At 28.9% G+C, this 13,651-nt stretch carries 9 protein-coding genes and 5 pseudogenes; all 14 read left to right on the forward strand.

Translation table 11 applies throughout. From position 1 onward, the window contains the following. Positions 1-258: 258 nt before the first annotated feature. A pseudogene (locus PGC14_RS13465) lies at positions 259-369 on the forward strand (helix-turn-helix domain-containing protein); the annotation flags it as partial. 9 nt (positions 370-378) lie between these two features. Further along, a complete protein-coding gene (locus PGC14_RS02985; RefSeq protein WP_039765659.1) occupies positions 379-588 on the forward strand; it encodes an ATP-binding protein in 210 nt (69 codons plus the stop codon). Between the two features lie 124 nt (positions 589-712). Beyond that, complete coding sequence (locus tag PGC14_RS02990) at positions 713-1,897, forward strand: MFS transporter (protein WP_011917015.1); 1,185 nt, start codon at positions 713-715, stop codon at positions 1,895-1,897. Between the two features lie 1,165 nt (positions 1,898-3,062). Next, positions 3,063-3,896 (forward strand): annotated as a pseudogene (locus PGC14_RS13470) (ABC transporter transmembrane domain-containing protein); the annotation flags it as partial. A gap of 123 nt (positions 3,897-4,019) precedes the next feature. Continuing rightward, positions 4,020-4,670 (forward strand): annotated as a pseudogene (locus tag PGC14_RS13475) (ABC transporter ATP-binding protein). 17 nt (positions 4,671-4,687) lie between these two features. After that, on the forward strand, positions 4,688-6,295 hold the full coding sequence (locus PGC14_RS03000; RefSeq protein WP_271629483.1) for an ABC transporter ATP-binding protein: 1,608 nt from the start codon (positions 4,688-4,690) through the stop codon (positions 6,293-6,295). 84 nt (positions 6,296-6,379) lie between these two features. After that, positions 6,380-6,732 (forward strand): annotated as a pseudogene (locus tag PGC14_RS03005) (MMPL family transporter); the annotation flags it as partial. A 515-nt stretch (positions 6,733-7,247) separates the two neighbouring features. Then, the gene (locus PGC14_RS03010; RefSeq protein WP_271629484.1) at positions 7,248-7,673 is read left to right on the forward strand and encodes a DUF5412 family protein; all 426 of its coding nucleotides are present in this window, start codon (positions 7,248-7,250) and stop codon (positions 7,671-7,673) included. Positions 7,674-7,986: 313 nt separating this feature from the next. Further along, positions 7,987-8,259, forward strand: a pseudogene (locus PGC14_RS03015) (MMPL family transporter); the annotation flags it as partial. 412 nt (positions 8,260-8,671) lie between these two features. Continuing rightward, positions 8,672-9,712 (forward strand): YncE family protein, encoded by a 1,041-nt coding sequence (locus PGC14_RS03020; protein WP_271629486.1) that lies wholly within the window; start codon positions 8,672-8,674, stop codon positions 9,710-9,712. Positions 9,713-9,741: 29 nt separating this feature from the next. Next, positions 9,742-10,272, forward strand: a complete 531-nt coding sequence (locus PGC14_RS03025) for a hypothetical protein (protein ID WP_218587324.1) — start codon at positions 9,742-9,744, stop codon at positions 10,270-10,272. A gap of 172 nt (positions 10,273-10,444) precedes the next feature. Beyond that, entirely contained in the window at positions 10,445-11,644 is a 1,200-nt protein-coding gene (locus PGC14_RS03030) for a hypothetical protein (protein WP_039765644.1), read from the forward strand. Positions 11,645-11,727: 83 nt separating this feature from the next. Then, positions 11,728-12,519 (forward strand): septal ring lytic transglycosylase RlpA family protein, encoded by a 792-nt coding sequence (locus PGC14_RS03035; RefSeq protein ID WP_271629487.1) that lies wholly within the window; start codon positions 11,728-11,730, stop codon positions 12,517-12,519. Further along, positions 12,501-13,583, forward strand: coding sequence for a hypothetical protein (locus PGC14_RS03040; protein ID WP_011917026.1), 1,083 nt, complete (start codon positions 12,501-12,503; stop codon positions 13,581-13,583). The genes PGC14_RS03035 and PGC14_RS03040 overlap by 19 nt, the downstream gene beginning before the upstream one ends. The last annotated feature ends 68 nt before the right edge of the window (positions 13,584-13,651 follow it).

Below are 13,651 nucleotides of genomic sequence, written 5' to 3' on the forward strand. Positions count from 1 at the left end.
ACGTTTGGAAGAAGCTAATAAATCCGATAATAGCAAGTATCTGCTTCCAAAAATGAGGTAGCTTTTTTATTGTGAGAAAGCGAAAAAAATTGAAGAAATTTGAAGATATTTGGAGTAAAAGTGCTAATGATAAAATAAAATCATCAGAAATGACACAAAAAATTCTCCACCTGGCAATTCCAAAAATACCTTCTGTAGTGTAGAATAGGGTATATAAAAACTACAGAAGAAGAAAACGAAGGGATGCTGACAATAGCAATGCATATTACAATTCATACATTATACAAACAGGAATGCAACAAAAGCCAGATAGCCAGAATGTTGGGCATTGATAGAAAAACTGTGAGGAAAGTAATCAAAGATATTGAATAGAAGAGAATGTGGGCATCAATAGGGCTACCTGGAACAGGAAAGACTCATCTTGCAATAGCGTTAGAATTAAAAGCTGTGTCATTGGTCTATAGGGTACTGGTTACAAAAGTAAATAGGATGCTTAAAGATTTATACATTTCAAGAGCAGGTAATTCATATCAGCAGAAACTAAAAAAATACGTCAATGTGGACTTGTTGATTTTAGATAAATTGTGACTGAGGAAACTAAATCAAGGAGTCGTTAGAGGTTCAGTAGTAATGGGTGGTCACAAAGTTTAGATATTTAGTGGCAAGTCACTATTTAGTGACTTACTAACTACAAAAAAGGTGGGGAATTTTTATGTTAGCTTATTTTATTACTGTTTTAATTAAAGGGACTGCAAAAGGTTTATTTTTTCCTATTTGGATTTTACATATGTCAAATTTAAAAGTTTCATTATTTGCTATCGGAATACTGGGTAGTGTCTTAGAAACAATTAGGTTTGTTACAGAAATTCCTTTTGGGGCATTTGCAGATAGATATGGTAGAAAAGTTTCATTGTTTTTATCAGCTCTTTTAAATTTTATTGCTTTTTTCTTATTTTCATTAGGAAATACATTTTGTATGTTCCTATTTTCTGTATTAATAATGGGATTAGCAGATTCCTTTGAATCTGGAGCATTAGAAGCATGGTTAGCTGATTATTTAATTCTGAAAGGGAAAAGCGATAAATTTGAGATTGAGATTAGAAAAATGTACATTGTTTTTATTACAGGAAGTATTATTGGAGCAGTTTTTATAACCTTTATGTACAAAATAAATGCCATCCTACCATTTATAGTATCGGCAATATTATATATTATTGCAGCTTTGATAACTTATTTTTTTGTACCTGAATCGTTACAAGAATCTTATAATTCAAATAGCAACGAGTCAATGATAAATAAGATTAAATTATCTATTTGTTATATTATTTCAACTAAAAGTTTATTTTTATTGTCATTAGCAGTATTTTTATTCGCAATAGGATTAGATGGCATAGAAAGATTTTATCAAACATTTCTTAAATTTAAAAAATTTAATATTTTCTTGATAAGTAATATATATATAATCAGTGCTATTTTTAGTCTTATGTTTATGCTTTTACAAAACAAATTGGATAGTCCTAAAAAGAATGAGTTGTTAATAATTGGTTGTCTAAAAATTTCAATGTTTATGATAGTAACTATTGCTGTCTTTGTAAAGTTAAATATTATTTCATATTTATGTTTAATACTTTTTTTTATACTAGAAGTTCTTCTTAGGCCTTATCTTCAAAGTTATCTAAATAGATATATAAATTCTGAAATAAGGGCTACTGCATTATCATTTTTTCAATTTGCAGAGGCTAGTGGCGAAATTTTAGCAGGTATTGGAATTGGTTACTTTATAAAGGTTTTAGGTATTTCATATGGCTTGTTTGTAAGTGCTGCATTTATTTTAATTTCGGGTTTAGCAGTTTTTGTTTTGTTATTTTTTGAAAGAATATATAGAAATGTAGATTAAGATGGGGAATGTTTAGATGCCTATTTATAAGCAAATAAATATGGACTACAGAGTGTTTAAAATGGATATTTATTTAGTAATAGGATTGCTTTAAAAAAAACAACTATTGAAATATGGGACTATTGGAATTAAAGAGTTATTAGGTGATATACCTATACTTGCAGCTTCAATAAGGGTGACTAAACGATGCAATGCATTATGCAAACACTGCTATGGCAACTCAGGCGAACCATTTTATAATGAGTTGACTACTCGGGAAAATTAAAAAGCTAATAGATGTTTATAGTGATGAATTTTGGTAAAGAAAATCTTTTTCACAGGTGGAGAACCGTTTGCAAGAGAAGATATAGTAGAGATATTACAATATGCATACTACAAAATATGGAAATATTAATCAGTACTAATGGTTTTTTACTCACAAAGGATATATTAAAAGGAAATACAAAATATAGATTTTTCTGTATTTCAAATTAGTATTGATGGTCCTAAAGAAATTCATAATAAGATTAGAGGTGATGGATTTTTTGAAAAAGCAATAAATGCTTTAAAGTCCTTAAAAGAGTTGAACTTTAAAAATGTGACAATAGCTACTTGTCTTATGAGAGAAAATTATGATCAAATTGTCATTAAACGATATGAATTGCCAGTGGTAGATTTAATTGTAAGGTGTGATTATGTTAATTCAATTAATAGACTTTGATAAATTTACAAAACTATAAAGATGTAATGCAAAATAATGTGAGAACTTTCTTAATAGATATAAAAACAAATTTTAAAATACAAAATAATTACAATTAATTCGTTTCAAAATTAAAGAATTACAATAAAACTTTGAATGTTGCATATATACCGGAACTATATCATTTCGAAAACAATAAATTTAGAATAATAATGCAAAAAGAAAAGGAGTTAATTCTTTCTTGCTTAGTATATAATTATAAAAATCTATATTTAAAAGTATTTTTAGATCAAAACAATACTACCTCAATTACTTGTTATAAATCAATAAATGCACCTATTACAGATTACTTTTGCCAGATTGGGATTTAGAAGAAAAGGTGATTGATTCAAAAGTAACATGTAATTGGTTATTAGATAATTTATATAACAATACAGAGTAGAATTATTGAATAAGCTTATATTTATTGGGAAAGGGTGCAAAAGGATGAATTTTAAATACTATGTAAGAATAGTATTGTTATTACCTACTATTTTCATTGTTTTTATAAATTTAATTGAGGGTATCATAAACATATATATTTCTAATACCTTTGCTAAATTATTTTCATTAGCTATCCAAAAAGATATGGAGGTTTTTATATGTAATGTAGTTACCTTTCTTTTAATTTATCTTATTATTATTTCTGGCAAATTATTTTTTTCATTGTTAATTGAATTTTTTAAAGAGAATAGAATTATTGAACTAAAGAAAAAGTTATTTATGTTGTTTTTGAATAACAAATATTCATTAATAGAAAAATATGGACAAGGTGAGATTTTAAATAGATTAGAGCAGGACTTTAATGATATAGTAAAGTGTTTTTATGTTCATTATTCTTCAGTTTTTTCAGCCTTAATATGTTTAGCAGGTTATTTTATTTTTTTGGGTCTAAAAAATTTTTCTCTTTCAGTTATTTTTTTTGGTCTTTGGATTTTACCTATATTTCCACTGTTTTTTACAATAAAATATATGAATAAAATAGTTGAGGAAAGTCATCGTGCAGATGATGAGTTAACAGGTTTTATTAAACAGTCTTTTGAAGGAATTGAAGTAATAAAAGCATATAATCTTTATGAATGGGCCTCTTTAAGATTTCTTTCCTTGGAAGAAGTCAGCAAAAAATGTGCAAATGAAATGGAAAAAGTAGGAACAATTGAAGATATACTTTACAACTTATGCAACAATATAGCAAAATTTAGTACATATATCATGTTAGGTTTATTTTTATATAAAAAATTAATAACTCCTGATTTGGTTGTAGTGTTTATATCACTTTTTCCTATTGTAATTGATAATTTTAAAGTAGCAGCAAAAGGTTTTCAAAATTTGAGGGTTGAAAAAAGTTCTTTTGAAAGAATTAGTGAAATATTAAATTTTGATATAGAAAATCAATATGGGAATATGATACAAATAAATGAAATTGAAAATATTGTGTTTAAAAATGTTTCGTTTTCCTATGAAAATTCTAAGAGTATCTTCAACAAAATAAATTTTCGTATCAACAAAGGAGATAAAATATTGATTATGGGTTCTAATGGAAGTGGAAAAACTACTCTTTTGAAGCTTATAATGGGACTTTATGAATCTTTTAAAGGTGATATTCTTATTAATGGTGTACCACTTTCAAAAGTAGATTTTAAGAGTTTCAGTAAACACATTTCATTTATTCCCTAAAATTTTACTTTCTTTACACAAAATATAGATAATAACCTTAATATGGTGATTCAAGACAATTTGGAAGATAGAAAAAGAAGTTTACTGCACTTGTTTGGTTTGGATGATATTTTATCAAAAAAAATTAATCAACTTTCAGATGGGCAAAAACAGAAAATATCAATAATAAGAGGGTTGTTGAAAAAGTCTTCAATCTTAATAATTGATGAACCGACTAATTATCTTGATACTAAAAGTATAGAAATTTTGAAAGATATTCTTTGTAAAAGTGAAAAAACAATAATAATTGTTTCACATAATATTGAATTGGCAAGTTGTGTAAATAAAATTTGGAGAATCGAAAACCAATCAGTAAACGAAATTGCTGAAATTTATTAACAGTGAGGTAGTATTTTATGGTGATTAAAGAAAAAAATAAATTAGTTAAAGATTTTTTGGTTAAATATTGGTATGTATTGTTGTGTGATATAATTATTTTCTCTCTACAAAATATTGTAGACATATATTTGGTATCAACAAAATTAGGAGTTTATATGGATGCAGCATTAAAAAGAGATTTTTATTTATTGAAAAACAACATAATTAATCTTCTATTTATTCTGTGTATTGTTATTTTTGTTTTGCCGTGCATATCTTCTATATATAGAGCTTTATTGTTTGGGAAGGTAGTAGTCCTACACGATACTAATATCTACAAAAAATTTTTGTGTCAAAAGCTTTTGAAATTAAGTAAATTGACAGATGGTGAAGTGCTGACAAGATTTAATGATGATATAAGATTATTTAGATTTGCAATTTTGGATGTTGTTGAAATTTTATTTTCTTGTATATTCATACTTTACGTACTATATGTAATGATAAAAATAGAAATTTTTTATTCAATATTATCTTTTATATTAGTTTTACTTCCTATAATAGTTCCTCTAATCACAAAAAAACAAAACCAGAGAATTACAAAATATGGTCAGGAGAGGAAAGATGAATTAAGAGAATTAGAAAATCAAGTTGTTCAAAGTTTTATGTATATCAAAGTTCATTCATTAGAAAAGGAAATAGAGGAAATGATAAAAAAGTGCTACCAAGACTTTATTGAAAAGTATGTAAAAGAGAAGATCAAAACTTCAGTTATTTTAAAGACAATGGATGATACTTTCTCTCAGATTTCAATGCTATTTATGTATATTTTGGGCAGTTATTTTATGTTAAGAAATAAAATTTCCTTGGGAGATTTTATAAAAATAGCTGGATATTCAATTTTGATAAAGGGAATGATAAATTACATCATTAATACGATTAACCAGTTTTATAAACTTAAAATATTCTCAAAGAGGATATTAGATTTAATAAACTCTCCAGAAAGATATGGAGGAAAAGTACTAACAAAGGATATAGAAATTGTAGAGATAAAAAATATAGGATATAGGTTTGATAAAGATTATATTTTCAAGAATATTTCTCTTGACATAAAAAAAGGAGATAAAGTAGTAATAATAGGTGAAAATGGGTCTGGAAAGACTACTTTTTTAAAAATTCTTTTGGGTTTCTATGAGGACTATGAAGGTGAAATTTACATTAATGGGATTGAACTCAAGGAAATAAATTTAGAGAGTTTAAGAGAAAGTATTGGGTATTGTTCTCAACAGCCATTTATATTTAACTTTTCAGTGGAAGATAATATCAAGATGGTGAAATTCAACAAAGAAATAAATACTTTAGAGAGCGTTATGAAAAAACTAATGTTGGAAGAAATAAAAGACAAACGTGCGGGTGATAATGGAATTTATTTATCAGGTGGGCAAAAACAACGAATTTCTCTTAGAAGAGCAATGCTCAAAGGGAGGCAATTTTATTTGTTTGATGAAGTAACTGCAAATTTAGATGAAGAGGGGAAAAAAGTTATTTCCAGTTTACTAGAAGATCCAAACACTACTATTATTATGGTTACTCATGAAAGGGACTTATTGAGATATTTTAATAAAATTTATCAAATTGATTTCAATTAAATTTTATTTTAGGAATATAATGTCATATAATGAAAGTATATGAGGTTTTATATAATTACTTGATAAATTATATAAAAGATGAGAGTCTTCTATGGTATTTTCAAATACGAAGCACTCAACTGGGCAGTGCCATTTTTCACTTTGTTGTGTTCTTAGCTTTGGGTATAGAGTACAGTGTATTTTTGCTGATAAGGTTTTATGAATATAAAGACTTAGAGATAAACGAGGCGCTCAGGCTTACCTCGGCAAATATAGGGCATGTTGTAACCTCAGCTGCTATAATTTTAGCCGGCACATTTGCGGCAATGCTGCCATCTGGGATTTTGACATTAATGCAGGTTTCAATCTGTGTTGTGATAGGTCTTGTTCTGCTTGCATTTTTCCTTTTGCCGTTTTTGTTCAATAGTTTGATGAGGGTAAAAAGGGATATAGTTTAAAAGTGACCTAAAGATAATTAGAAAGCTGCTACCGGAAAGGTGGCAGCTTTTTATTTACATGGAAATGTAAGAAAATTCAAGGGATTTAAAGATATTTGAAAAAAGAGAGAGCTTACAGCTGAAAAATGCTAAAAAATTGATTAAAAAAAGTAAAAAACGCGTTTGACAAAATAAAATTACCAATGTAGAATTTAGGCAAAGATAGTAAGGTGGATATTAATAGATATAACAATTTATACAATGTCTTATCAAAATAATATAGTTTATATACCACCAGGTTGATTTGCTATTTGGTATTAGACCTGTATATGATTAAAATTATTTCTTGAGAGGTTATAGTTTACAATGGCATCAACCTCTCATGGGTGCTCATGATAGGGATGCAAAATAAAATAAGTAATAAGAATTTAAAAAACTTGTTTAAATATTAACTGGCAATTTTAGAATTTCATGGTGTAATAGCTATTTTGATGATCCGAATGATCAAGAAGCAATTAGGAAAGGGATATCATGGTATGAGCAAGGTTTATAAATCTAATGGTTCAGCTGAAGTAAACAAAGGTTCTTTTAAAAGAATATTAATCAAATTATTGATGACAATATTAATGCTCATATTATTATTTACTTTATTTGTCTGCTGGCGATTTTTTGATATGAACATGCTTCCGCATGGCGAATTTTTAAGTGAATCTTTATCCCCTGATGGAAAATATAAAATTAAATTTTACTTAATCAATGGTGGTGCAACAACAGCATATGGAGTTAGAGGAGAGCTGTGTTATAAAAGTGGCTTAAAAATTAGAAACATATACTGGGATTACCCGGAAGATAGAGCTGATGTTAAATGGATAAATAATGATGTAGTTATAATTAATGGTCACAGATTAGACATTTTTAAAGACTCTTTTGATTGGAGAAAAGAACCTGTAAAAAGGCGATAGAACAATTTTGAATAAAAAACAAAAATCTCAGGGAAAGTGAGCAGAGTATTTTTTCGCTATAGAATTTTTCTTAAGCTTAAATAGCCTGCAATCCTTTATTTTCAAAGATTTGCAGGTTATTTTTATTTCAGCAATCTACAAAAGTCCCTTTGTAAAAATAAAGGCGATTTTTTCTTTTTTTGTAATATAATTTTATGGGTAAATTTGATAAAATGTATAGATACGTAAAGGAACAAAAATTAGGCTCTATGTCATAATATGATTGTATTTAAGGATAAATGGATAGAGAAGGAAAGGAAAAGTATACTTTAGAATAAACTGCAGTGTGTTCTTGCTGATAAGATTTTATGAATATAAAGACTTGGAGATAAACAAAGCACTGAGACTTACCTCAGCAAACATTGGTCATGTTGTAACATCCGCGGTGATAATTTTAGCCGGCACATTTGCGGCAATGCTGCCATCTGGGATTTTGACATTAATGCAGGTTTCAATCTGTGTTGTGATAGGTCTTGTTCTGCTTGCATTTTTCCTTTTGCCGTTTTTGTTCAATAGTTTGATGAGGGTAAAAAGGGATATAGTTTAAAAGTGACCTAAAGATAATTAGAAAGCTGCTACCGGAAAGGTGGCAGCTTTTTATTTACATGGAAATGTAAGAAAATTCAAGGGATTTAAAGATATTTGAAAAAAGAGAGAGCTTACAGCTGAAAAATGCTAAAAAATTGATTAAAAAAAGTAAAAAACGCGTTTGACAAAATAAAATTACCAATGTAGAATTTAGGCAAAGATAGTAAGGTGGATATTAATAGATATAACAATTTATACAATGTCTTATCAAAATAATATAGTTTATATACCACCAGGTTGATTTGCTATTTGGTATTAGACCTGTATATGATTAAAATTATTTCTTGAGAGGTTATAGTTTACAATGGCATCAACCTCTCATGGGCGCCCATGAAGGGATGCAAAATAAAATAGGTAGGAGGAATGGGAATATGAAAAACCACAAAAAGATTTTATCATTTTTAATTACACTTACTTTAATGATAGTAAGCATTTTCTATTTTTCAACTCATAAAACTGCTGCAATTTCAGTTTCTGCTGTTCAAAAAACTGATTTTCCAAACTTCAAAACGATAGTAAATATTCCTGTTTCGGTAGATGGCATTGAATATACTGGCATTATAGGATATGGTTCACATGAAGGTCCTAATGCTTTTGATGTAAAAGGTGATAAAGTTTATGTTCTGGATAATGTTCATCACAGAGTACTCGTATACAGCAAAGAAAATGGTAATTTGATTAGAAGAATTAATATACCAAATGAACAATGGATTCACGGTATGGCAGTAGATAAAGAAGGAAAAATATATTTGTTTAATGCTGGTACAAATACTTTAATTACAATAAATAATGGAGTAGTTGATATCTCAACAAATAAAGAGCTGAGATTAGAGCCGTTTTACAAGTTTGATGTAAATGATAACGGTCCATTTGTTGTGCTTTCTGGTGATAAAATGAAAACGTGTTTTTTAGCTAAGGATATCAACAAAAACAAATTATATGTAGCAGAAGAAAGAGAAGGAGTATTTTCTTCTGATGGAAGTGTAAGCAAAGTAAACGCTTCTGCTTGTAAAGCAAGCATAGATACAGGTGATGCTTTTGAATTTCCAAGATGGTTTGTTAATGAAAATTGTGCTTATGAATATATTGGTAGAAGAGGTTTTATTCAGTTTTGGAAGATAACTAACGATTACGGTGAATGGATAGTCAAGTTAAATTCAAAAACACAGAATATTGAAGGACTTGTTAAGATTCCAGATGGTAAATATTATTTCCCGATACGTGATGCAGTACTTGAAGGGAATGACGTCTTTGTATTGGTGCCCTGTGAAAAGAATGTTTATGTATTAGAAGTTGATTCGTGGATGACAAATGATCAGTATATCAAATATAAAGAATCATTGGGAAGTGAAAAAAACTTAATTGAGAACAAAAACAGTGATATTCAGTTAATGAGCAAACTAAATATATAAGTACCTCAAGTCTAAATAGAAACCAAATTATGTCTATTGCTTACCAGTACAATAATTACAAATGGTATTGTTCAAAACAGAATTTTGATGGTTCAAAAGTAGCAAATCCTAATTTGTGGAAAAGACCATGTTTTATAACCTCATATAATACTTACTATTATCAGGTTCCATATTGTTGGGGTGGAGGAGATTCTTTATCAGAGTTTGGGCAAAAAATTAATGAGGGTTATGCTGCAGGAAATGTTTATACAAGTAGTAGTGGTTATGTAGGAGGAACAACTGGGGTCGATTGCTCGGGTTTTGTTAGTAAATGCTGGATGTTGCCTTATAAATGGAGTACTTATGATATAATGAGATACTGTAAAAGTATCAGTTTTAGTGCCTTGCAACAAGGAGATGCTTTATGTAACAGTGGTCATGTTATGCTGTTTTATCAAAAGGATGCTTCTGGCAACTATATAGTATATGAAAGTACAACTGGAGGTTATGATCGAGTTATCCATCGTGCACGAAGCAAGTCTGAGGTAGAAGGTTCATATGGTGCGTATCAGTGTCCGTAGTTAATATGTATGTTATCAAATCAAAATACCTCCTTGTGGCTTTATCAAAAATTTGCCACAAGGGGGATTTTATTATAGACAAAAAGACATAGGTTCAATTGTCAGCAAGACAGTTATAATAAGTGTTTGTATCAGAGAATTTTTATTAAAAAAATGAAAGGAGCAAAAAAGAATGAAGTTAAAAAAAAAATTGCTTGTGCCCAAACTATTTGCTGTAATAGCTTGTTTTGCTGGGATACTTTTAGTTGGATTTTTAATAATTTACAGCCGTCAAAATATTGTAAAAATTGGATATGTAAGAATATTAGGAAATGAAAACATCAATGAAATTTATGGAAGAACATTGGAAGGAAGAGTAATTGATAGCCGTGGAAATGACAATTTGTTATTCAAATTTAAAACAGCAGATAGTGAGATTGATAAAAATTTTACGCTTTTTCCACGTCGATTTTTTGCATGGGGAAAAAATCATATAGCTTACACAAACGACCTGAAAGAAATAATTGTTGTTAATTATAAAACCAGAAAAGAGGTGTATCGGCAAAAATTAAATGAAAGAATAGAATATATCAGCGTAAATAAAGAAAAAGAAGAATTTGTAATAGCGACAAGTAAAGCGTTGTATCTTTTGAGGAATAAAAATAAAGTAAGAGATGAAGATAACAATGAATTTTTATTAACACGTATAGCAGAAGGTAAATTTTGCTGTCCCTCTATTTCCTCTGATAGTAGATATATAGTGTGTGGTGAGTATGATAATAAAGAAAATGAGTTGGCTGTATCTCTTGTTATGTTTGATTTGTTGAACAAAACAAAGAAAAAACTTTTATCTGAGAAGATTGGCAATTTTTCTGTGAAAGAAGTATATAGAATAATATATTTTACAGCAATAAACAGAATCAATAAATGGATTGTATTACAATCAAGGACTCCTGCTGAACCACCATATGTATGGATTTCTGCAATTGATTTAAAAAGTGGTACGAAAAAAGAATTTACTGAAAACACAGGTTTGAGCAACTCACCGGGATGTTTTGTATCAGAAGATAAATATTTATTTACACAGGGTGAGCCAGAATATAGAGGATTTGGAGATTATTCTACTATAAATGATCCGTTTAAGTCAAAGCCGGTTATTCTTGACCTTAATACTGGAAAATTGGAAATTGTGAATGATGTGCCAAAAGACATTAATGTCTATTGGCCGATATATGGAAATGATAAAGCAATTTATTTTATTGACAGAAACTATCAGTCATTTGTACCTAATAAAATTTTTGATACTAATATTTATAGGCTAAAAAATAAAAAGGTTGAGCTATTATTTCAGGTAAAGGGCGGTATTGTAAGTTATGATGTTATTTCAAAATGAAGTTTTTATTTTAGTCCAACGGCGTTCACCTTTTCATGAGCGCTCATGAAGGGATGCAAAATAAAATGGGAGGTGGATAGTAAATGTTTACCAAAAAAATGTTTAGAATGAACTTTGACAAAATCATTGCTTTTTGTTCAGTTTTGCTTTTAGTGTTAAGTAGTTGGAATTCTTTAGCTGCAACGGCTTTGAATAGTAACGAAATAGATAAAAGCCATAATAAAATACCCTCTTATATGAAACCAGGCACGATTATTACATTTGATGAAAATGGAAAATTAATTATTTTGTCTGAAGGCAGTGATAATCTAGTTTCTTTATCAAAAGAAGACAAAAAAATAGCAGAAAATTGTAAACCGCTACCTGAAGAGGATTTACCTGAAGTAGAGCCTGGAATGATAGTTGTATATGACGCATTAGGTGCACCAGTTGTTATTCATCAGGGGCAAGAAGAACCTTTGAAAATTGATTTAAAAGAAGTGAAATTAGATGAAATCAAAACTAATGATAGTAAATCAGAAAAAATAGAAAATAAAGCAAACGATGATGAAAATAGTAATAACATTTTGCAACAGGGTGCTATAAAGTTGAATACAGAAACAGGTTATATTTCATGGTATAATGGTGAAGGAAAAAAAGGAGCAGCAGGAGTTATATTGGATAGCGAAAGTGCTGCACATAAGACAATTAAATTTTGGACAAGGGTAAAGGTAACCAGTCTTGAAAATGGCAAAAGCACAACAGTAAAAATATTAGATAGAGGTCCATATATGCAAGGTAGAATATTGGATATGGTAAAAACAGCATTTTCAAAAATTCATAATCCAAGTAAAGGAATTTTTAGGGGAAAAATAGAATGGCCTATTCAAAGTTAAAAATAGATGTAATAAGGATAGTAGCAATTTTATTGCTACTATCCTTATCTTTAGGAATTTATAATAAAGGGGGAGCCAGCAAAGAAGAGGTAGTGGAAAAGTTACTTATCTCAGTATATGATAAAGATGGAAAGACTCATATGTGGAAGATTATACCTAAAAAGAGAAAGGAAGAACTAATTCTTAAAAACAGGGAAGTTATGACCTTTGGAGATATTTCTACAAATGAGGAATGGCTTGCGTATGATGATGCAATTGGAACTGGGCCTTGGGAGTTGTTTGTGAAGAATTTGAAAAATCGAAAAGTATTTCAAGTTACTAATAATGATCAAGCTGGAGAAATAGATATTGAAATTCTCAGTGAAAAACCTTTGAAAATATGTGTATCAAGAGTTGGATTGAGTTCTCCAATACCAAGAATATGGATTTTTGATGTTGAAAAGAAAAAAGCTCAAATGGTAAAACCTATAAATTCTGATATGGCATTTGACGAAATTGAGGTGATTGATAGTAATCACATTTTGACTGTTGCTTATTCATATAAGGATGAGAAAAAGATGTATGAGGATAATTCCTCTGTTGATTCAATAAAACATACTTTTTACATCATTGATTTAAAAAATCAAAAATATACGAAAATTACTGAACTCAAAGCAGGATCAATTGGAGCTTTAGGTTTTGTACCAAAGAGTAATATTATTACTTTTAGTGCAACCAATATTTATCTAAACTCTACCAGAAAAAAGGGAGAAACGGGCATATACAAGTTAGATCTGAAGTCAAAAGTAATAGTACCAATACTAACTGAAAGTATGCTAAAAAAAATAAAAGATACATCTGTTGAGGAGTTTTCCTCTCCGATAGCAGGTTATTTAAGTAATGATGGGAAAAAACTCTGGTTTATCGGTATTCCTAAAGATGTAAAGAGAATGATGTTTGGTGAAGGGATTGAAGCTTATCCAAGTGCTGTTTTTGAGTATGATTTAAGAGAGAAAAAGGTGCGAAAAATATTTGAAAAAAAGAATACTTTTGTAACAGGGATGACAGTTTCATATGGGAAATAAAAATAATGTTAAATCTAATTACTGTATCAAAGTATGAAATAAACGAACACTTTGTATTGCAAGAAAGG

The organism is Caldicellulosiruptor sp. DIB 104C (assembly GCF_028198085.1).
Taxonomy (GTDB): domain Bacteria; phylum Bacillota; class Thermoanaerobacteria; order Caldicellulosiruptorales; family Caldicellulosiruptoraceae; genus Caldicellulosiruptor; species Caldicellulosiruptor saccharolyticus.

Bases quoted from the DNA above. Each gene is read 5' to 3' on its own strand.
- PGC14_RS03035 (WP_271629487.1), top strand. From the start codon at position 11,728: ATGTTTACCAAAAAAATGTTTAGAATGAACTTTGACAAAATCATTGCT.
- PGC14_RS03040 (WP_011917026.1), top strand. From the start codon at position 12,501: ATGGCCTATTCAAAGTTAAAAATAGATGTAATAAGGATAGTAGCAATT.
- PGC14_RS03030 (WP_039765644.1), top strand. From the start codon at position 10,445: ATGAAGTTAAAAAAAAAATTGCTTGTGCCCAAACTATTTGCTGTAATA.
- PGC14_RS02985 (WP_039765659.1), top strand. From the start codon at position 379: ATGTGGGCATCAATAGGGCTACCTGGAACAGGAAAGACTCATCTTGCA.
- PGC14_RS02990 (WP_011917015.1), top strand. From the start codon at position 713: ATGTTAGCTTATTTTATTACTGTTTTAATTAAAGGGACTGCAAAAGGT.
- PGC14_RS03000 (WP_271629483.1), top strand. From the start codon at position 4,688: ATGGTGATTAAAGAAAAAAATAAATTAGTTAAAGATTTTTTGGTTAAA.
- PGC14_RS03025 (WP_218587324.1), top strand. From the start codon at position 9,742: ATGTCTATTGCTTACCAGTACAATAATTACAAATGGTATTGTTCAAAA.
- PGC14_RS03020 (WP_271629486.1), top strand. From the start codon at position 8,672: ATGAAAAACCACAAAAAGATTTTATCATTTTTAATTACACTTACTTTA.
- PGC14_RS03010 (WP_271629484.1), top strand. From the start codon at position 7,248: ATGAGCAAGGTTTATAAATCTAATGGTTCAGCTGAAGTAAACAAAGGT.